The sequence below is a fragment of the Psychrobacter pasteurii genome, from assembly GCF_900162815.1.
GTDB lineage: Bacteria > Pseudomonadota > Gammaproteobacteria > Pseudomonadales > Moraxellaceae > Psychrobacter > Psychrobacter pasteurii.
In genome coordinates this window covers 1-20011 of record NZ_FUGD01000115.1, presented here as the reverse complement: position 1 = coordinate 20011, position 20011 = coordinate 1, and the positions used below count along the sequence as shown (strand labels likewise).

Sequence of the window (20011 nt, the reverse complement as noted above, 5' to 3'; positions counted from 1 at the left end):
GTTTGGTTTCTCTACTTGCAGACATTTACAATCCCTAAACCGTCAGGTTTAAGACATTGATTGAATCGCATTATGGGATAACGTAAAATTTATAAATAGAATGACTCTTTGAAAAATAACGATTATATTTAATTACCTAAGTTAGGTTAAATAATAAGAAGGACTTTATTTAATCGGCTTTTAATCAATCAGATAGGATGTGATATGTTACAAGCAGCCATTGTTGGTGGAACAGGATATACAGGTGTTGAGCTTATAAGATTGTTGTCTTCTCATCCGGAGGTAACCATTAAGTGGTTAACTTCGCGATCAGAAGCGGGTAAGCCTGTCGCCAGTATATTCCCAAGCTTGAGAGGCATATCTGATTTAACCTATAGTGATTTGGGTGAAGATACTTTACAGGCACTAGCTGCTTGTGATGTGGTGTTTTTTGCGACCCCTCATGGTGTGGCCATGCAGCAAGCAGAAGAGTTGGTCAAAGCAGGGGTGAAAGTCATTGATCTGGCAGCAGACTTCAGATTACAGTCATTAGAGCAGTTTGAGCAGTGGTATAAGCATAAACATGCTTGCCCAGAGCTACTAAAACAAGCCGCTTATGGCTTACCAGAGATCAATCGTGAAGCCATTAAAGAGGCACAAGTGATTGGTAACCCAGGATGTTATCCAACAACCGCAATATTAGGCTTAAAACCTGTTATTGAAGCTCAAAATAAAAAAGGCGAGCCGGTTATTGAGTCTCGCATCATCATTGATGCAAAATCAGGTGTCTCTGGTGCAGGACGTCAAGCCAAGCTGAATCTTAATTATGCTGAAACCACAGATAACTTTAACGCTTATGGGGTAACAGGTCACCGTCACTTGCCTGAAATTGAGCAAGGGGTACATCAATTACTACAAAGCGAATTTACCCACAATATCCGTTTTGTGCCACATCTGGTGCCTATGATTCGCGGTATGTTTACCACGATTCATTTAGGATTAACCGAGGCAGGTTGTGAGCTAGATTTACAACAGCTTTATGAGCAAGTGTATCAAAACGAGAGATTTATCGATGTTTTACCTAAAGGTGAGTTCCCAGATACTCGCAGCGTAAGAGCGAGCAATAGACTCAGAATCGCGGTTCATCAAGATAATAACACTAAATCTGCCACTATTTTAGTAGTGCAGGATAACTTGGTTAAAGGGGCTGCTGGACAAGCCGTTCAGTGTATGAACGTCATGTTTGGATTTGATGAGTCTTTGGGCTTAAATCACGTCCCTGTGGTTCCTTAATTTGATATTAATGAGAATTTAATGCTTAAGATAGCGAGGAATACTTCTATCTTAAGTCTTTCTTAGTCGTAAGTTATTTTTAGAATATAAAGTGTTAAGTGTTGCTGTATATTACGATATGCTTGCTTATTTAAGTTATTATCAATAATCTACGACATAAATATTACATTGAAGCCAATCTGTTGTTAGTTATTAGTTTGAGATTTAGGTATAATACCTTGCCTTAAATCTGCCATAGAACATGGCGGCTTAACTAATTGCCGATTCACAAGATACGAGTCTAGAACACATGCCCACCGAAATCAGCAAATCCACTGTGAAAAATGTGAAGCGATCATCTCAAGCTGTGATGAGTCCGCTGATATTGGTATTATTCGCGAGCGCAGTATTATTGACTGGCGTTATAGCTACTGCTTTTGGCCATAAATTTGGCTATTACCGAGGCTATCAGGCATCGCAAAATGATACGAAACTTAAAGGTGATGCGCAGCAATTGACCGCTGAAGATATCAAGAAGCTAAAACAGAACGTTCAGTCGTTAACCAGTCAGTTAAATACGGCAAAGCAAGAACGTGACATTAGCCTTAATAACTTAGAGCAAATGCGTCAAGATATTCAAGAGTTAGAAGTGAAGAATCTGCAGCTGATTCAGTTAAACGAAGTTTATGCTGACAGAGTGGTAGAGCAAGGTGGTTTGCCGCTACAAGTGGTAGGTGCCAAGATGGAACCGCTCCCAGAAAATGCCTTCGAGTACCGCTTCGATGTGGCTATGTTAGCTAAAGATGGTCATCAACATCGTCTAAAGCCAACTTTAACTTTATTGGATGAAGATAACTTAGTTGATGTGCCGTTAGAGCCTAGCACTTATGATATCAAAGGCATTGCTCGTATTAGAGGCCGTTTTGTTATGCCAAAAGGCTTTAGTCCAAAGCAAGCTAAGTTAAATCTTGAGTCTAATGGGCAGGAAGTTGAGCAGATTTACAATTGGCAATTAGCTAGCCCAGTAGAGAAGATGCCTCTTTCGTTATCAGAAATCCCAGAGACAGATCAGCGTCCTGTAAAAGAGGGTAAAGGTAATGCAGAGTAACTTAGAGTTATTCTTAATGGGACAAGATTTTTTACCAAATAGATGTATTATGATTAAAAGTACCGATATCACCTCGCAACAGGAACAGCAGATTTCGGCAGATTGGCATCATCCTGCGACTCTGCCTATTTTGCGCCCTGTCAAAACCTTGCCTTCTAGATTAATAGATGAAGAAGTAGAGGGGGATAGCGAAGTAGAAGTTATGGTGGCTGATCCTGAGCTGGCAGAGCCACCTATGTATGCTGTGGTCATGTATAACGATGACTATACGCCAATGGAGTTTGTGGTGTATGTTCTACAGTCTGAGTTTCGCCATGATACGGCTAGAGCGGTTGAGATTATGCTAAATATTCATAATCAAGGCCGTGGTATTGCTGGTATTTATCCAAAAGATATTGCCGAAACCAAGGCCAAAAAAGTCAATCAAACGGCTCGCAAGGAAGGGTACCCTTTATTAACCCAAATTGAGCCTCATCAAAGTTAATTTTTAAAGATTATCTGTCAATAAAAACCCCACTCAAAGCCTATCTCTTTAGGCTTTCGTTTTATCTAAGCCCCCAATAACTCATTGAAATAAAGACAAAAATCTTTGTTTGTTTTGAGTATCTGCAGTAAACATTGTTAGTAATACGACTTGATATTTAGGGTGTCCAACCCTATTTAGTTAGTATGTGGCTAAGATCTAAGTTACAAAAAAGTTGTGATATAAACAATATCATATTCATAAACTACCCAAACCCCCTGTTAACTTGTTATAGTTAACTGGTACTCAAAAAAACTCTTATAAAGATCTTAGCAAATAAAAAATTACAATATTGACAGGACACCTCTATGTTAAGTCGTCATCTCGAAGTTTCCTTGCGTCTAGCCATGACGTTGGCCCGACAAAAGTCACACGAGTATCTAACGGTTGAGCACTTATTGCTTGCCTTGTTAGAAAACAATAACGCTGCTACTACGTTAAAAGCGTGTGGGGCAGATATTGCGAGCTTACGCTCAGATCTTGAAGCTTATATCGAAAAACACACGCCTACCTTAGATGCTGATCTGGAGCAAACGCCTCAGGCCACTCAAAGTTTTGATCGCATCTTACAGCGTGCTATTTTCCATGTGCAATCTATTGGCTCAGGAAGATTGGTACAAGGTTCAGACATTCTAGTCTCTATGTTCTCAGAACATGATACTTACGCCGTGTATTTACTAAAAAAACAGGGCGTTAGTCGTCTTGAATTAACCCAGTATCTATCTCATGGCAATGAGGGAGATGAGACTCGTGATTCAGGGTCTGACTCAGAAAGTGGGGATGCTAAAGGTGCTAGACTAAAAAAAGATCCTTTGACTGAATTTGCTCAAAACTTAAATAAAAGAGCAGCAGAAGGCAAAACTGATCCGTTAATTGGTCGCAGTACTGAGATTGAGCGTGCTGCTCAAGTCTTGTGTCGTCGCCGCAAGAATAACCCTCTGTTAGTGGGCGATCCAGGAGTGGGTAAAACTTCAATTGCTGAAGGTTTGGCTTGGTTGATTATCAACAATAAAGCCCCTAAACCGCTACAAGGCTGCGTGATTTATAGTCTAGATATCGGTTCATTAATAGCAGGTACTAAGTACCGCGGTGACTTTGAGAAGCGTATGAAAGCGCTACTTGATGCGTTAAAAGCTAAGCCTAATGCTATTTTATTCATTGATGAAATCCATATGATTATTGGCGCTGGCTCTTCAATGAGCAGCAATATGGATGTCTCAAACTTGATTAAGCCGGCGTTGGCCAACGGCGAGCTAAGATGTATCGGTTCTACAACCTTTACTGAGTATCGTCAGGTGTTTGAAAAGGACCATGCTTTATCGCGTCGTTTTCAGAAGATTGATATCAATGAGCCAAGTATTGACGATAGCATCGAAATTCTACGTGGTTTAAAACCGCGTTATGAAGAATTCCATAATGTGGAATATACCGATGCTGCATTAGTAAGTGCAGTGAAGCTATCTGCGAAGCACATTCATGAGCGCTTCTTACCCGATAAGGCCATTGATGTGATTGATGAGGCGGGTGCCTATAAGCGCTTAGGTATTACACCGGAAGCCGATCAAGTTGAAGATGAAGATCAGTTGATTGATGAGATTAATAATACGGATAACACCGATTATGAGGCTCAGATTGAAGCTGATGAGAGTGAATTAGAGCACGATGCCGATACTGACTTTGATAATGAAGAGGAGTTAGGTGCTGACATCCGTGCTGAAGATAATGCCGAAACTGAAGCATCAGACAGTAGCGAAGAGGGTGATAAAGAACGTCCAGCCCCTACGGTTATTGATGTAGAGGATATCGAAGCAATTATCTCTAAATTGGCTCGTATTCCACCCAAGTCTGTGTCTAATGATGATAAGTCATTGTTACAGTACTTAGAGCGTGACTTAAATCGCTTAGTATTCGGTCAAGATGAGGCCATTAAGACTTTATCTGACGCTATTAAGTTATCAAGAGCAGGTCTGAAGTCTTCAGATAAGCCGATTGGTTCGTTCATGTTCGCTGGTCCAACAGGGGTTGGTAAAACTGAAGTTTCTAAGCAGTTAGCTAACCTGATGGGAATTGAGTTGGTACGCTTTGACATGTCAGAGTATATGGAAGCGCATACCGCTTCGCGCCTAATTGGTGCTCCACCAGGTTATGTTGGCTTTGACCAAGGTGGCTTATTAACCGAAAAAATCAATCAGCATCCGCATTGTGTGTTATTGCTAGATGAGATTGAGAAAGCTCACCCAGATGTCTTTAACTTGTTGTTGCAAGTGATGGATCATGGGTCACTGACGGATAACAATGGCCGCGTAGCTAGCTTTAAGCAGGTGATCTTGATTATGACTACCAACGTGGGCGCCGATAGTATCAGCCGTGCTTCAATGGGCTTTACTAAGCAGGACCACAGTAAAGACAACACTGAAGCGATGAATAGAGTATTTACCCCTGAATTCCGTAACCGTTTGGATGCGATTATTCAGTTTAACCCGCTAGATCCTTCAATTGTGATTTCAGTGGTAGACAAGTTCTTAGTAGAGCTTCAAGCCCAGCTAGATGACAAGCAAGTGGTGTTAGAGATTGATGATGCGGTTCGTGAGTACTTAGCTGAAAAAGGCTATGACCGTCTGATGGGGGCTCGCCCAATGCAGCGCTTGATTCAAAATGAAATCAAAAAACCGCTGGCGAACATGGTATTGTTCGGTGACTTGTCAGAAGGCGGTGCGGTGCATGTTACGTTGAGCGATGAGCCTTTTGAAAGCCCAGTGGATAGTGATGATAAAGCTGCTGCTGAAGGTAGTCGCATCTTACTAACTGTGGTAGAGCAACATGGTCAGCGTGGTGTGGAATACGCTGAAGGTTAGGTCTTAATCCGATCTTACTGATATAATCGTTGTAATTTTATTGTGGTATTTCAAAAAAGAGGTTAGCCCAAGGTTGACCTCTTTTTTTATCCGTATTCGAAAGACTATAATAACCCTAAAATTTATAATTATATTAAGAGTGTCCTTATGCAGTTATTTGACCCTGACCAACCGCAAAAAAGTGAAGCTGAAAAGCAAGCCATCTTAGCCCGAGTACAAATGCCTGAAGATTGGAAGTTGGCATTGGCAGACGAGCTAACTTCACAAAATATGGATAATTTACGAGAGTTTTTAAAGCAAGAATATGGTTCTGGCAAAAGTATTTATCCGAAGGCCAGTCAAATGTTCAATGCTTTTAACTTAACGCCACTATCTAACGTAAAAGTGGTTATCTTAGGCCAAGATCCTTATCATGGTCCAGGGCAGGCCATGGGCTTATCTTTTTCTGTGCCTAAGATGATTCCGATGCCCCCATCTCTACGTAATATTGTCAAAGAAATGGCCGATGATATTGGCACTGTACCACCTAAACATGGGGATTTAACCCACTGGGCTCAGCAGGGCGTTTTACTTTTAAATGCTTCTTTGACCGTTGAAGAGGGTGTGGCAGGCAGTCATCAAGGCAAAGGTTGGGAGCAGTTCACCGATGCAGTGATTGATGTGGTGAATAAGCAAACTTCGAACACAGTATTTATTTTATGGGGCAGTAAGGCCAAGCTAAAAGGTAAATTCATCGATACCGAAAAGCATCTGATTTTATCAGCAGTGCATCCTTCCCCTTTGGCGGCTAATAGAGGCGGGTTCTTTGGCTCTAAACCTTTTTCAAAGGCCAATGAGTATCTGGTACAGCATGGGAAACAGGCTATTGATTGGCAATTGCCACAATAATTTTTTATCTCTAAAATATTTAACAAGTGCTTATTAAAAGCTTAATCCATGATTAATATAAAACGCTTAACACCGCAGCCAAATCCCAGTAATTATACAAACTACTTATCTGCTGCCAGCTATTGGTCATTTAGTGACGTTGAATTTATGCATGCTGCTTTGGCTTTGGCCAAAAAAGGGGCTACTAAAGAAGAAGTTCCTGTGGGGGCAGTGTTGGTGCATGAAGGCAAAATCATTGGAGAGGGCTTTAATCAGCCGATACTAAGCTGTGACCCTACTTCTCACGCTGAGATAGTGGCTCTAAGAGGAGCTTGTAAGGGATTGCAAAATTACCGATTACCCTCGAATACGACTTTATATGTCACCTTAGAGCCATGTACTATGTGCCTTGGCGCCTTAATTCATTCACGATTAGCAAGGCTAGTCTTTGCCACACAAGAGCCACGGGCAGGCATGGTAGGCAGTCAGTTGAACTTAGCAGAAATGGATTTTTATAATCATAAGATTGAGGTAAACTCTGGTTTATTACAGCCTGAGAGTCAAAAAATTTTAAAATCTTTTTTTAAAGCAAGACGTAATAAAAAAAAGAAGAAGTAGCTTTCTAAGCCGGAATAAAAAATAGAGTTAGTAACAAAAAAATAAAGCTAAGTTTGTGTATAAATCGTTAATATTATCTAGTGGTACGGGTCTTTATTTGTTATAATCTTGCACTATTTGCGTTTACAGCGATATAAAAAGCGTTATTACTCACAAAATAGAGCGTTTAATTGGCAGTAAATAGTCAGTTATAACTAGCAAACTTAATGCAGCAGTAGGTGGTAAAAAGATGAGCTTTCCTGTTATTACAATTGATGGCCCAAGTGGCGCAGGAAAAGGTACCCTTTGTTTAAAGCTGGCTCAAGCTTTAAACTATCGCTTACTAGATTCAGGCGCTCTTTATCGTATTGTTGGGTTAAAAGCGTTTGAAGCTGGTTTGTTAACAGACAAAGAGTTAACAGCGACAGATGAAAAGAATATCGCTGATTTAACTGCGCAATTAGACATACAGTTTATTCCCCGTGATAGCGGTGAAGTAGACATCGTAGTAGATGGCACGAGTGTCGCCGGCGAAATAAGAAATGAAACCGTTGGTGGCTATGCGTCAAAAGTGGCTGCATTGCCTAAAGTACGTGCTGCATTATTGGCCTTACAAAAGAATATGGCCAATGAAGCTGGTTTAATTGCTGATGGCCGAGATATGGGAACTGTGGTTTTCCCAGATGCCGATGCCAAAGTATATTTAACGGCCAGTGCAGAAGCTCGAGCGGATCGCCGAGTGGCCCAGCTTAAGCAAGCGGGACAAAGTGCAGATTACGAAGCTATCTTAAATAGCATCAAACAACGTGATGAACGTGATGAAAATCGTAGTGTTGCACCGTCTAAGCCGGCTGAGGATGCATTGGTATTAGACAGCTCCCAATTGGATGCTGACGAAGTCTATGTAAAAATTAAAAAATTCTGCCAAACTAAGGGTATTTGTTTTAGCGAATAGGCTAAAATTAGCAAATCAGGCAGTTACCAAACTAAAGTTAGTCCTATTGAGTAATTAGTTCTATGGGGAATTTAGTTTTGGTTTTACCCAAATAAATTTAACGTTTTTATCAAATGAGAATCAAAAGAGTAAAACCAGCGTCAATCTTTTATTCTCATTAACTTGAACCGTACTGTGCTGGACAGGATACGGCTATATTAAGGTAATCATAATGGAATCATTTGCTGAACTATTTGAAGCGAGTCTAGAAGAGCAGGGTCTTGATATTGAGCGTGGCTCAGTAATCAGCGGTGCTGTTGTAGCAATCGATAGCGATTGGATTACAGTTGACACTGGTTTGAAGTCTGAGGGTGTTGTAGCTCGTGAAGAGTTCTTAGACGAAAATGGCGAGCTTGAAGTAGCAGTGGGCGATAGCGTTGATGTTGTTGTTGAAGCTGTTGACAACGGTATGGGTCAAACCTTACTGTCACGTGAAAAAGCAAAACGTGTTGAAACATGGAATGCGCTTGAGAAACTATTTGAAGGCGATGAAATTGTTAAAGGTATCATCTCAAGCAAAGTAAAAGGTGGTTTTACTGTTGATGTTGGTTCAGTACGTGCTTTCTTACCAGGTTCATTAGTTGATGTTCGTCCAATCCGTGACACTACGCACCTTGAAGGCAAAGAACTAGAATTCAAAATTATTAAATTAGACCAAAAACGTAACAACGTAGTTGTTAGCCGTAAAGCGGTTATGGAAGCTGAAAACTCAGCTGAGCGTGAAGAGCTACTTAATAAGCTTGAAGAAGGTATCGAAGTTGAAGGTATCGTTAAAAACCTAACTGACTACGGTGCATTCGTAGACTTAGGTGGTATCGACGGTCTACTACACATTACTGATATGGCATGGCGCCGTATTAAGCACCCATCTGAAGTTGTTGAAGTGGGTCAAGACCTTAAAGTTAAAGTACTTAAGTTTGACCGTGAGCGCAACCGTGTAAGCCTAGGTCTAAAACAACTAGGTACAGATCCTTGGGATAACGTAAGCGGTACTTACCCAGTAGGTAGCATCGTTAAAGCTCGCGTAACTAACCTAACTGACTATGGTTGTTTCGCAGAGATTTCTGACGGTATCGAAGGTCTAGTACACGTTTCAGAAATGGATCACACTAACAAAAACATCCACCCATCTAAAGTAGTTCAAATTGGTGACGAAGTTGACGTTATGATCCTAGATATCGACGAAGAGCGTCGTCGTATCAGCCTAGGTATCAAACAAACTCTACCAAACCCATGGGAAGAGTTCGACAAGAAATATGACCGTGGCGATAAGCTAACTGGTACTATCAAATCAATCACTGACTTTGGTATCTTCATCGGTCTTGACGGTGGTATCGATGGTCTAGTTCACCTATCTGATATCTCTTGGAACGAAGCTGGCGAAGAAGCTATCCGTAACTACAACAAAGGCGACACTGTTGAAGCTATGGTTCTATCAGTTGACGCTGAAGCTAACCGCATCAGCCTAGGTATCAAGCAGTTAAGCTCTGATCCATTCAACGAGTACCTAGTAGGTAACGACCGTGGTTCAATCGTAACTGGTACTGTTAAAGAAGTTGACGCTAAAGGCGCAACTATCACTTTAGCTGACGAAGTTGAAGGTTACTTACGTGCCTCTGAAATCCAACGTGACAAAGTTGAAGATGCTACTAAACATCTAAACGAAGGCGACACTGTTGAAGCGAAAATCATCAGCGTTGACCGTAAATCACGTGGTATCAGCTTATCAATTAAAGCTAAGGATGAAGCGGAAGAGCGTCAAGCTATTAAAGAGCTTGGTAGCACTCAAGCTGCTCCAGAAGCACAGCCAAAAACTATTGGTGACTTAATCAAAGAGCAAATGCAAGAAGACTAATCTTTGATGAATATCTAATAGCTAATAAGCTGTTAAAAAAAAGGAGTGCCTTCGGGCGCTCCTTTTTTATGCCCAATTACTTGATATTTGTCGATAAATTGGAATAATAGTTCCACAGATGGCGTAACTTATGATTTAATATCAATATGCTATGAAATATGCTCAGTTGCAAAGTAGGGGAGCTCTCTTAAGTTTTGCAAGGCTATTTTATAAGCTTTCTTAGATAAGCCATTATCATATGAGTAATGGTCATTTACTTATAAGGTTTTTAAAGGACTATAACTTTAAAGGTATTTCAACTAATAATTAAGGTCACAAGGATATGACAGAAGTTATAAATAAATCAGATTTAATTCAAGACGTTTCTGCCCGTTGCGACTACATCCCTGATGCAGATGTCGATGAGGCAGTTAGAGAAATTATTGATCTACTTTCTGAAAAATTAATTGAAAATAATCGAATTGAGGTTCGCGGGTTTGGGACCTTTTGTTTGCACCACCGTGATGCCCGTCAGGGCCGCAATCCTAAGACAGGAGAGACGGTTATGGTGCCACAAAAATCTATTCCTCATTTCAAACCAGGCAAGGCGTTACGAGAAGATGTTAATGATAAATGGATGTAAACGTAATGAGTTTAATGCTATCCTGTAACTCTTATTTTTTATGTTTAACTACATTAGGTGTTTGACTTGAAAGCTCGATTTAGAACATCATCACGCTTTACCCGTAACACTGTTATTTTATTGACTCTTATCGCTTCACTGCCATTAGTTGCCTATGCAGCTGGTGGCAGTTCTGCTGATATTGCCATCCAAACCTCGGATTACGGCGTTCATGTCGCTTTGCTGATAGCCTTTGTGGTGCTGTCGGTATTCGTCTCTTTTATCTGTTCGGTCTCTGAAGCTGCGTTATTAACCATGACGCCGTCTTATGTGGCTTCTATTGCTGAAGAAAATCCAAAAAAATCAGAAATGTTAAAAAGCGTCAAAATAGACAAGATTGATCAGTCTATTGCAGCCATTTTAACTTTAAATACAGTAGCGCATACCGTAGGGTCTTTAGGGGCTGGTGCACAGGCTACTATTGTCTTTGGTAGTCAATGGTTTGGTGTGTTCTCAGCAGTGATGACACTCTTGATTTTGGTTGGCTCAGAGATCATCCCCAAAACTCTAGGAACGGTTTACTGGAGACAGTTGTCAGGTCCCGTGGCTTATTTTGTGAAAGCCATTATCTTTATACTTTATCCTTTAATCTGGTTCTCAGAAAAAATTACTAAGCTTCTAACTCGAGGCAAAAAAGCTCACACTTTTAGTCGTAATGAATTTGCAGCGCTTGCCAGTGTGGGTGAGCAATCAGGTCAAATAGATCCGCTAGAGTCTCGCATTATTCGTAACCTTTTGGCTTTTGGTGCTATCAAGGTTGAAGACATTATGACACCGCGCTCGGTAATGCATGCGTTTGATCAATCTATAACGGTTGCAGAGCTGTTAGCAAACCGTCCTAAACTGATGTTCTCTAGATTGCCTATCTATGATGAAGATTTGGATAAAGTCACTGGCTTTGTTTTAAAGTCAGATATTTTATTGGCTAAAGCCAATAATCATATGGACAAGCCCTTAGAGAGTTATAAACGTGAGATTACTTTTGTTTTCTCTAAAATGAAGTTATTTGATCTTTTAGATTTGATGCTCAATAGTCGTATCCATATTGCAGTTACTGTGGGTGAGTATGGTGAGGTCAAAGGTTTGGTAACGTTAGAGGATGTGTTAGAGACGCTGCTTGGCTTAGAGATTGTCGATGAAGTCGATAGAGTAGAGGACATGCAGGCTTTGGCTCGTCAAATGATGCAACGCCGCTCAGCACGCTTAGGCATGTTGGTTGAAGATGATGATACCAACAATGAATAAAGCAAAAGTACTCAAGAATACAGCAAAAGTCGCTCATTTAATTTGTGACTAAATATTACAAGGCGTTAATAATCAGCTAGGATTAGTCTACTTTAAATGTAGTAAGATAAAGAGAATAGGCTAAGAAATTTAGAACAACTATATAGACAGTCTTTAGCTTAAATTCACGAATATCATATTAAGGAAGTCATTATGAACAGTCTATTTGGCTCAAGAAAATCTCTAGTTGGTGCTTTAACTCCAGTAGCCATGGTTGCTGCGGTTAGCTTTGCTGCTACTTCTGCTCAAGCGGCAATTAATGAAGCTGCTGTTCAAAATTACGCCACGCAAATGAAGCAAGCGGCCAATAGCAAGAATGTCAGCAAAGTTTCAAACTTAGTGGCAGACGAAGCATTGATCTCTTTATCGCGCCGCGGTAGAACTACCAGCTTAGATAAAGCCGCTTACTTAAAGCTTTTGCAAGACAGTTGGTCGAAGTCTAGTAACTACAGCTATGACATCTCTATTTCTAACGTGGTAATCACGGGCGAGCAAGCCAAGGCCGATGTCAAAACAGTAGAAACTTGGGTAAAAGATGGTCAGCAGCGCACTATGAGCACTACCTCTAGGGCCACATTGAAATCTGACAACAATAATGCTGTACTGCTAAGAGCAGTGTCGCAAGTCACTATTGAATAACCGATCTTGATTGTTAGTTTTGAAAAAGTTTGTAATATTTACAAACTTTTTCGTTTTTTGTATTAGTGAAATTGCTGATATACTCAAGCGTTGAGAAGCTGCCCATTAGTTAAAGTTATTATTGATACCAGTTCTTATTAAAAGCTATTATACTTTGCAGCACGATATTATTCTTATCTACTCTGAAACTCTATTTTATAAATTATAAAGTTATTTATTCACTTATTACTCTGGGTTGTTATTGTCATGAACTTTAGAAATACCACTATTCGATTTTGTAAGCTACCTTTAGTTATTGCTATAGGCTCAGTTATTTTAGCTGGCTGTAATAGCACCGCACCAGTACAAGGTAAACAGCAGGTGAGTCGTGTCCCCGCTGCACAAAACGAAGCGGTATCTAATGTTCCTGCTACCCGTGGATACAGTACTTCTTTGTTAGATGATGAGAGTCTATCAGAGTTAGAAAACTTACTAGAAGCCACCGATATGAAAATGGTGGAAGATGACAAGCTAGCCATTCAGCAGTATGGTAACTTGTGGGATAGAATGCGTGCAGGCTTCCGCATGAGCCAAAGCTATGGCTATGGTCAGCAGCAAAGAATTGATGCCCAGAAGAACTGGTTTATTACCCGTCAAGAGTATATTAACCGTTTAACGGCACGTGCGAGTCGTTATTTATATCACACGGTGCGTGAAGCAGAACGTCGTAATATTCCAACAGAACTGGCGCTATTGCCGGTGATTGAAAGCTCTTACGATCCAACAGGAACCAGTAACGCAGCGGCTGCAGGTTTATGGCAGTTCATTCCAAGTACCGGTCGTATCTATGGCTTAACTCAGACGCCAACTTATGATGGCCGCCGTGACGTTATTGAATCGACCCGTGCCGCCTACGACTTCTTAACCTCACTACATAACCAGTTTGGCAGTTGGGAGCTGGCCTTAGCGGCTTATAACGCCGGTCCTGGCCGTGTCCAAAGAGCCATCGATGCCAACCGTGCTAGAGGCTTGCCTACCGACTACTGGTCATTATCTCTGCCTACTGAGACCATGCATTATGTGCCTAGATTTATGGCCGTTGCACAAATTGTTAAAGACACGGGTCAATACAGTATTTACTTACCTGCCATTGCCAACCGTCAACATTTCAGAAGTGTGCCGGTCAACTATGGCGTAAGTTTAATGGAAGTGTCACAGCTAACTGGGGTGAGTTATGATGAGCTAAAAGCTCTAAACCCTTCTTTAAGCAGTGGCCGAGTTGACTCTGCAGGACCAAACCGTGTCATTATTCCTAACCAAGTTAACATCGTGGTGGACTCTAAGCTAAGTAATCTAAATGGCAGTGGCGGTTCTGTTTTAGCCAGCAACACCAATAGTAGCTCGCCTTATAGTATTCCTGACTCACAATACAAAGTACTTTCAAAGTCTCCTGAAGGCTTAGCAGAGTTTGCGAGTAAGGCACGTGCTCCTCAGCAAAATAGCAGCTATATTGCTCCAACCCCTTCATTCTCACCAGGGGTTACGATAAGTGAGCCACCTATTAGTGCCACTGAGAAGAAAAGAATTGAATCTGAGCTAGCGGCATCAAATACACTGCCAACCACCTCTGCACAGTTGACTAAGAACGTTACAATCGTTCAAGAGCCGCCGCTATCAGAAGAAGAAAAAAGCTTTATTTCGCAGCAAATCCGTCAACAGTCTCCAGAAGTGGGTGAGGTGGTCAGTTCAGTTGATGGTAATATCAAACTTGAAGCCATTCAAACTCAGCAGTCCATTTTAGAGGCTCGCGGCGAAGAGAAAAAAATCAGCTTTGATCGTCCAAGCTCTTCGCAGCAGCAAAGCACACCGCCAAAGCCTACCGGAAAACGTAGTACCTATACCGTACAACGTGGTGATACTCTAGTTAATATTGCCTCACGTGCCGGTTTAAACTGGCGTGATATTGCAGATTGGAACCAAATTAATCCAAACTCTACCTTATTAGCAGGGACTAGCCTTTACCTTTACAATGCAAAACCAATTAAGCCGCTAGATTCAGCTGCATCTAAACCGGATGCCAGTCAGGCTGATGCCCAGCCAAATACCTATATTGTACGTCCAGGCGACACTTTAATTGGTACTGCCAATCGTGTGGGTCTAAGTGTGTCGCGTTTGGCCAGTTATAATGGTTTGGCGACCAATGCTCAGCTACGTGCGGGTCAAAAGCTATGGTTAATCCCAGGTATGGTAAAAACCAGTGAAACTAGCAGCTCAAGCAGCTCCTCATCGGCTTATAGTGGTAAGACACAGTCTTATACTGTACAACGCGGGGAAGGGCTAATTGGGCTTGCCTCACGCTTTAACATCCCAGTAACCACGTTAGCAGCAATGAACGACATGAGCCCAAATGAGCAGTTACTAGTGGGCCAGCGTTTAACAGTACCTGCAGGGTCTACGACCTCAAGCAGCTCTAGCTCATCAAGTAGTAGCTCAAGCAGCTCTACAAGTAGCTATACTGGTGAAACGACTAACTATACTGTCAAAGCAGGTGATACGCTAATTGGTATTGCTAACAAGCTGGGTGTTTCTCACACCCAAATCGCTGACATTAATAAATTCTCAGCGACCACTCAACTGCAACGTGGCCAGCGCATTAAGCTGCCTGTTAGCAAAGATCAAGTAGCTCGTAGCCTGAATAATCAGACCATTAAGTACAAGGTTCAGTCAGGAGACTCGCTAACCAACTTAGCAAGCAAATATAACTTATCTCTTGCAGATCTTGCTAAAGCCAACAACTTGAGTGTGACCTCAAACTTATTGATTGGTCAAGTGATTACTATTCCAGGCAGTGGTTCAGTAGCGGCAACTAGCAGTACGTCAACTAGCAGCTCTTCTGCGTCAACCACTCGTAGCTCGAGCAGCGCTGCTTATACCAGTACTTATAAGGTGAAAGCAGGGGATGGCCTAATTAACCTAGCTCGTGAGTATGGAGTTTCTACTGCAGAGTTGGCTGACGCAAACAATATCAGTCCGACAGCAGGATTGTTCGTTGGTCAAACTCTAAAGGTACCAAGCACTAAGGCTAGCAGCTCTTCTTCTAGTTCGAGCAGCAGTACCTCTTCTAGCTCAAGCTCGGCTCCAGCGGTTACCACCAGCGGCAATTACACCGTTAAATCTGGTGATTCGCTGACTCGTTTGGCCAATCAGTATGGTATGAGTGTTTCGCAGCTAGCTAGTGCCAACGGTTTGAAGACTAACTCTCAACTGCAGGTAGGTCAAAAAATTACCATTCCTGCGACCACTACCAGCTACAAGGTAAAACCAGGTGACAGCTTAATCGGTTTGGCTAGAAAGTATGGTATAACCCCAGCGCAGTTGGCAGAGATGAACGGTATTAGTAGTACCGCCATGTTGCAATTGGGTCAGACCCTAAAGGTTCCTGTGCAATAAATTGCTAGTGCGCCTTTCATAGATTACCCATAAAAAAAGAGCTCAGTTTTAAACTGGGCTCTTTTTTACTTGTAATTTTTTAATTTAAAGTAGGACAAGAAACTTAATGAAAACTGCTGTTCTGATAGGCTTGATAGGTACTATCAGGTTAATTAGCAGATTAAACAGTTTGCATCTTTAACGACTCTAAATAGCTACGTATATTGGTCACATAGTCCATGCACTGTATATAGCGAGAGTTCTGACTGGCATGGTCTGACATATAGGTGTAGACATTTGACCAACTGTTTGGGTTTTGTCCGTTGTTCTCTAGTTTTTTCTGAATGCTTTTTACCGCATTAGGGCCCATGTTATAAGAGGCTAAAGCAAACCATAAGCGATCTGGATTGGGTACGTCTGAAAAAGCAGCTTTCATTTGCTCTAGATAACGAGCGCCACCCCCAATACTTTGATAAGGGTCTACTCGGTCGGATACGCCCATGGCTTTGGCGGTATTATTGGTCAGCATCATAAGGCCGCGAACGCCTGTGGGTGAGATGGCATTGGCATCCAAATGGGACTCTTGATAGCCCATGGCGACTAACAGCTGCCAGTCATGATTATAGGTGCTGGCTTGCTGCTGAAAAGAAGACTTATAACTAGGCAAGTTGGCCGTTAAAGCTTTCTCAAAATGCTTACGGTTATAATCATCTTTTAATAAAGTTTGATCATAAAAATTGGCAATTTTGGTGGTATTAATTAACTGACCATCATCACATAAGAAGTGACTGGCTTTTACCGCCAAAGGATCTGAACTGCTTCTAAAGCTCCAATTGGTCTTAGGATGAAGACCATTTGCCGCTAAGGTGCTGTCAAAGCCGCAGCTAATATTGACAGAAGCCACCCCAGATTCAGAGCTAAGCTTGGTACTGGCTGTGGTTAGAGCCATATCCGCTTCGCCTTCACGTACAGCGGCTAATGCGTCAGCGTCAGAATCATATTGCTTTACTTCTATATCAACGCCTAAGTCATGCGCATAGGAGCGGGCAATATCATAGCCAAATCCATGCTCAAAACGGTCTGTTGAAAAATAAGTACTACTGCCCTTTACTGAAGCTAAAGTTAGAACTTGGGAAGCCATAACTTTTTGATAAGCGTCTGCTTCAGTTGTGAATAGCGCCGTGGTCAGACTTTTCGCTGGCAATGACAATAGAGCAATGCCAGAGATTTGCGCTAGCATTTTTGTCTTAGCAAACTTCTTGTTCGCAGGGCGTTTTGAAATAAAGGAATTGCGGTGTAGGGGTGTTAAAAATTGACGAACACTTTTGGTACTGTTTGAAGGGGCAATAAATACATTAGAGGCGATAGATTGATTGTCTTTGCGATTTATCCAATTCGATAGTCGTTGCATGGATGGCTCCGTTGTCCAACTATCCACACTGTGTAGAGTTTAATACACCATTGTATTAAAGGCTCTTTAAGCCACAGTCATGAGCAACATAGACGTTATATAGAACTTTTAGCCGCAAGATTAAGTAGGGCTATTAAGTATCTGTAAAGCATCAATAAAGGTGGGCAAAAACACAAATAGCCATTTTTATTGATCATATAACGCTTGATTTATTAAAGGTATTATCCGAGTAAAGCTCGTACCCTTTTTTAAAATCAAAAATATTGCTAGCAAGACGAATTAAAGCCCTCCTAAGATAGATACCCTAATAAATGTGTCTTTAGGGCAAAACCCATCATCCTATCAAGTAGCATTTGCATATATCAGCCAAACTGCTAGTTTGATAAGTGTAGGGTTTTTGACCTGGTTTTGATGGCGCTTAAATAGCTGCTTTAATAAAGCAGACAGCCTTTAAACAGCACCAATACCAGAGGGGTTTAAAACTCGATATAGCCGTTTTAAATCCCTGTCATTTATCTTAGTTTTACTTTTAATTGGGGGTTAAAGCACAATAATTTAAAAAGCTCATTATCAGTGCTCTGTACCCACAATCACCGACTTACTTAAATATAACCCAGTTCTAAAACCTTATTTCATAAGTAATACTTTATGACATTGAGTATTAAAACTTAAGTCCTTTAAGTCAGTCAAAATCCGCACTTGCGATAGTTTGTTAAATTTGGCAGTTCTTATCTTAACTATATTGTGGTATTAAGATGAAAATTCAACATTAAATCGGCATTTGTTGATAAAAAACAGACAAAAAACCGAAAATTGTCGACTTACTAAAGAGTAACCACATTTATAAGGCGGACAATTATACTAAAAAATAGGTTTTAGGTGTGTATGATAATTTTAATCAGCTTCTTAAAATTTTTTAAATCAACTAAATAAACTTGAGTTAAGCTGGGTTTGGATCATCAATAAAACTCACTTGCACCTCTAAAGTGCTTGCAATAACTTCTCCAAGTGCTTGGATGCCGCCCATTTCAGTGGCATGGTGCCCACAAGCTAGATAATCAATCCCCAACTCTCTAGCTGAGTGTGTGGTACGCTCTGAAATTTCTCCAGAGATATACAGTTGGCAGCCCATATTAGCAGCCTGTTCAATCATATCTTGTGCGCCGCCAGTACAGATACCCACTTTTGAAATCATAGAGTTACCAGCACTAATATGAGTAGGGGTTCGTTGTAGCTTTTGGGTAACTTTTTCAATAAAAGCCTCAATGGAAATAGGCTCGCATTGGGCGATATTGCCTACAGGGTGCTTTTCTTCTGGATATAATGCTCCGACAACCTCTAAATCCAATAGGTCAGCAAGTACGGCATTATTACCAACGACTGGGTGAGCATCTAAAGGCAGGTGATAGGCGAATAAAGAGATATTGTTTTGAAATAGACTGCGAATACGTTTGCCTTTCATTCCAGTCAAAGGCTCAGGCTCACCTTTCCAAAAGTAGCCATGATGTACCAATAGGGCATCAGCGTTTTGTGCAATAGCAGCGTCAATGAGGTTTTTTGTGGCGGTAACTCCCGTTACGATCTTTTTGATGGGGGTATCGGCGTCTACTTGTAGACCGTTGGGGCAGTAGTCTTTAAATTCTTTGGCTTTTAAGTAGTCATTACACCACTGCTCAAGAGCTAATGGGCTTAGTTCGGTCATTACAAACTCCTTAAATAGAAATACTGTGTTAATAAATTTTCTGTCAAATAATAAAAGACTTAACTGGGCTTTGTTTTATTTAAGCGTGAGAAGTTACTCAACTTCTTTGAGATGAATCATGCCTTTGACTTTACAGCAGCAGGCAAGAATCTCTCCTTGCTCAATCATTGCTAAAGGTGGCTCTGCATAAGTCACTGGAAAAGAGGAGTGGGTCAAGGTAATCCGGCAGCTGCCGCAGTAACCCTCACGACATTGATAATTGATATCATGCCCAGTACGTAATAAACCATCTAACAAAGTTTCATCATCATGCAGATAAAAACGTTTTTTTGAGGTAAATACCCAAGTCATAGTTTTGAGTCACTTATTACTGATTCATGTATAAATTGCTACTTACGCCCAGAGAAATAGGCATTAAGTAAAAAGGCGTGCAGTCATTTTTCAACAACGGCACGCACTTATTTTATCACCGGTCGCCGTAAAATCACCCACTTCAGGGGGTGGATATAAGGAGACACACACTGTCGTAAGAAGTCGTTAAAGGGTTGTAAGCTAAAATTAATCTTGCGATACTAAGCATATGAAAACCCTCAAGCTACGCATTAAAGACAAACACATAAAAGAGCTTAATCGTCTAAGCGGTTCAGTGAACTTCGTGTGGAACTATGTTAATGCGTTAAGTTTTGAGCATCTAAAACGTACCGGTAAGTTTTTTAGTGCTTATGATTTAAGTGAGTATACCAAAGGTAGCGGTGAATATTTAGGATTACACAGTCAGACCTTACAGGCTATCAATGAGACACACGCTAAATCACGTAAACAATTTAAAAAAGCCAAACTTAGCTGGCGCAGCAAC

General features: G+C 41.1%; 15 protein-coding genes and 1 pseudogene. 13 read left to right on the top strand and 3 right to left on the bottom strand.

Going from position 1 to position 20011, the window contains the following annotated elements:
- Nucleotides 1-204: 204 nt before the first annotated feature.
- The 12 genes from argC (at nucleotide 205) to A1232T_RS10265 (ending at nucleotide 16063) form a co-directional block, all read left to right on the top strand.
- Nucleotides 205-1272 (top strand): N-acetyl-gamma-glutamyl-phosphate reductase, encoded by a 1068-nt coding sequence (gene argC, locus A1232T_RS10320; protein WP_077449332.1) that lies wholly within the window; start codon nucleotides 205-207, stop codon nucleotides 1270-1272.
- Between the two features lie 289 nt (nucleotides 1273-1561).
- Entirely contained in the window at nucleotides 1562-2359 is a 798-nt protein-coding gene (locus tag A1232T_RS10315; protein ID WP_077449331.1) for a hypothetical protein, read from the top strand.
- 52 nt (nucleotides 2360-2411) lie between these two features.
- Nucleotides 2412-2843, top strand: coding sequence for an ATP-dependent Clp protease adapter ClpS (clpS, locus tag A1232T_RS10310; protein ID WP_425272069.1), 432 nt, complete (start codon nucleotides 2412-2414; stop codon nucleotides 2841-2843).
- Between the two features lie 347 nt (nucleotides 2844-3190).
- Nucleotides 3191-5737 carry an AAA family ATPase gene (locus tag A1232T_RS10305; RefSeq protein WP_077449330.1) on the top strand — a complete coding sequence of 849 codons (2547 nt, stop codon included), beginning with the start codon at nucleotides 3191-3193 and terminating at the stop codon, nucleotides 5735-5737.
- Between the two features lie 147 nt (nucleotides 5738-5884).
- The gene (locus A1232T_RS10300; protein ID WP_077449329.1) at nucleotides 5885-6625 is read left to right on the top strand and encodes a uracil-DNA glycosylase; all 741 of its coding nucleotides are present in this window, start codon (nucleotides 5885-5887) and stop codon (nucleotides 6623-6625) included.
- A gap of 48 nt (nucleotides 6626-6673) precedes the next feature.
- Complete coding sequence (tadA, locus tag A1232T_RS10295; protein ID WP_077449328.1) at nucleotides 6674-7222, top strand: tRNA adenosine(34) deaminase TadA; 549 nt, start codon at nucleotides 6674-6676, stop codon at nucleotides 7220-7222.
- 229 nt (nucleotides 7223-7451) lie between these two features.
- Complete coding sequence (cmk, locus tag A1232T_RS10290; RefSeq protein WP_077449327.1) at nucleotides 7452-8156, top strand: (d)CMP kinase; 705 nt, start codon at nucleotides 7452-7454, stop codon at nucleotides 8154-8156.
- Nucleotides 8157-8367: 211 nt separating this feature from the next.
- Nucleotides 8368-10050 (top strand): 30S ribosomal protein S1, encoded by a 1683-nt coding sequence (gene rpsA / locus A1232T_RS10285; protein WP_077449326.1) that lies wholly within the window; start codon nucleotides 8368-8370, stop codon nucleotides 10048-10050.
- 322 nt (nucleotides 10051-10372) lie between these two features.
- Entirely contained in the window at nucleotides 10373-10672 is a 300-nt protein-coding gene (locus A1232T_RS10280; RefSeq protein ID WP_077449325.1) for an integration host factor subunit beta, read from the top strand.
- Between the two features lie 66 nt (nucleotides 10673-10738).
- Nucleotides 10739-11956 carry a CNNM domain-containing protein gene (locus A1232T_RS10275; protein ID WP_077449324.1) on the top strand — a complete coding sequence of 406 codons (1218 nt, stop codon included), beginning with the start codon at nucleotides 10739-10741 and terminating at the stop codon, nucleotides 11954-11956.
- A 192-nt stretch (nucleotides 11957-12148) separates the two neighbouring features.
- Complete coding sequence (locus A1232T_RS10270; RefSeq protein WP_077449323.1) at nucleotides 12149-12634, top strand: hypothetical protein; 486 nt, start codon at nucleotides 12149-12151, stop codon at nucleotides 12632-12634.
- Between the two features lie 246 nt (nucleotides 12635-12880).
- On the top strand, nucleotides 12881-16063 hold the full coding sequence (locus tag A1232T_RS10265; protein WP_077449322.1) for a lytic transglycosylase: 3183 nt from the start codon (nucleotides 12881-12883) through the stop codon (nucleotides 16061-16063).
- Between the two features lie 160 nt (nucleotides 16064-16223).
- Here A1232T_RS10265 and A1232T_RS10260 read toward each other — a convergent pair whose 3' ends face one another.
- From A1232T_RS10260 to yfaE, 3 genes are all read right to left on the bottom strand, one after another.
- Nucleotides 16224-17453 carry a transglycosylase SLT domain-containing protein gene (locus A1232T_RS10260; protein WP_077449321.1) on the bottom strand — a complete coding sequence of 410 codons (1230 nt, stop codon included), beginning with the start codon at nucleotides 17451-17453 and terminating at the stop codon, nucleotides 16224-16226.
- 940 nt (nucleotides 17454-18393) lie between these two features.
- A complete protein-coding gene (locus A1232T_RS10255; protein ID WP_077449320.1) occupies nucleotides 18394-19155 on the bottom strand; it encodes a Nif3-like dinuclear metal center hexameric protein in 762 nt (253 codons plus the stop codon).
- Between the two features lie 93 nt (nucleotides 19156-19248).
- Entirely contained in the window at nucleotides 19249-19506 is a 258-nt protein-coding gene (yfaE, locus tag A1232T_RS10250; protein WP_077449319.1) for a class I ribonucleotide reductase maintenance protein YfaE, read from the bottom strand.
- Between the two features lie 229 nt (nucleotides 19507-19735).
- Between yfaE and A1232T_RS10245 the strand changes: the two are divergent.
- Nucleotides 19736-20011, top strand: a pseudogene (locus A1232T_RS10245) (RNA-guided endonuclease InsQ/TnpB family protein); the annotation flags it as partial.

Coding starts and splice junctions, on each gene's coding strand:
- argC (WP_077449332.1), top strand. CDS start 205: ATGTTACAAGCAGCCATTGTTGGTGGAACAGGATATACAGGTGTTGAG.
- A1232T_RS10315 (WP_077449331.1), top strand. CDS start 1,562: ATGCCCACCGAAATCAGCAAATCCACTGTGAAAAATGTGAAGCGATCA.
- A1232T_RS10305 (WP_077449330.1), top strand. CDS start 3,191: ATGTTAAGTCGTCATCTCGAAGTTTCCTTGCGTCTAGCCATGACGTTG.
- A1232T_RS10300 (WP_077449329.1), top strand. CDS start 5,885: ATGCAGTTATTTGACCCTGACCAACCGCAAAAAAGTGAAGCTGAAAAG.
- tadA (WP_077449328.1), top strand. CDS start 6,674: ATGATTAATATAAAACGCTTAACACCGCAGCCAAATCCCAGTAATTAT.
- cmk (WP_077449327.1), top strand. CDS start 7,452: ATGAGCTTTCCTGTTATTACAATTGATGGCCCAAGTGGCGCAGGAAAA.
- rpsA (WP_077449326.1), top strand. CDS start 8,368: ATGGAATCATTTGCTGAACTATTTGAAGCGAGTCTAGAAGAGCAGGGT.
- A1232T_RS10280 (WP_077449325.1), top strand. CDS start 10,373: ATGACAGAAGTTATAAATAAATCAGATTTAATTCAAGACGTTTCTGCC.
- A1232T_RS10270 (WP_077449323.1), top strand. CDS start 12,149: ATGAACAGTCTATTTGGCTCAAGAAAATCTCTAGTTGGTGCTTTAACT.
- A1232T_RS10265 (WP_077449322.1), top strand. CDS start 12,881: ATGAACTTTAGAAATACCACTATTCGATTTTGTAAGCTACCTTTAGTT.
- A1232T_RS10260 (WP_077449321.1), bottom strand. CDS start 17,453: ATGCAACGACTATCGAATTGGATAAATCGCAAAGACAATCAATCTATC.
- A1232T_RS10255 (WP_077449320.1), bottom strand. CDS start 19,155: ATGACCGAACTAAGCCCATTAGCTCTTGAGCAGTGGTGTAATGACTAC.
- yfaE (WP_077449319.1), bottom strand. CDS start 19,506: ATGACTTGGGTATTTACCTCAAAAAAACGTTTTTATCTGCATGATGAT.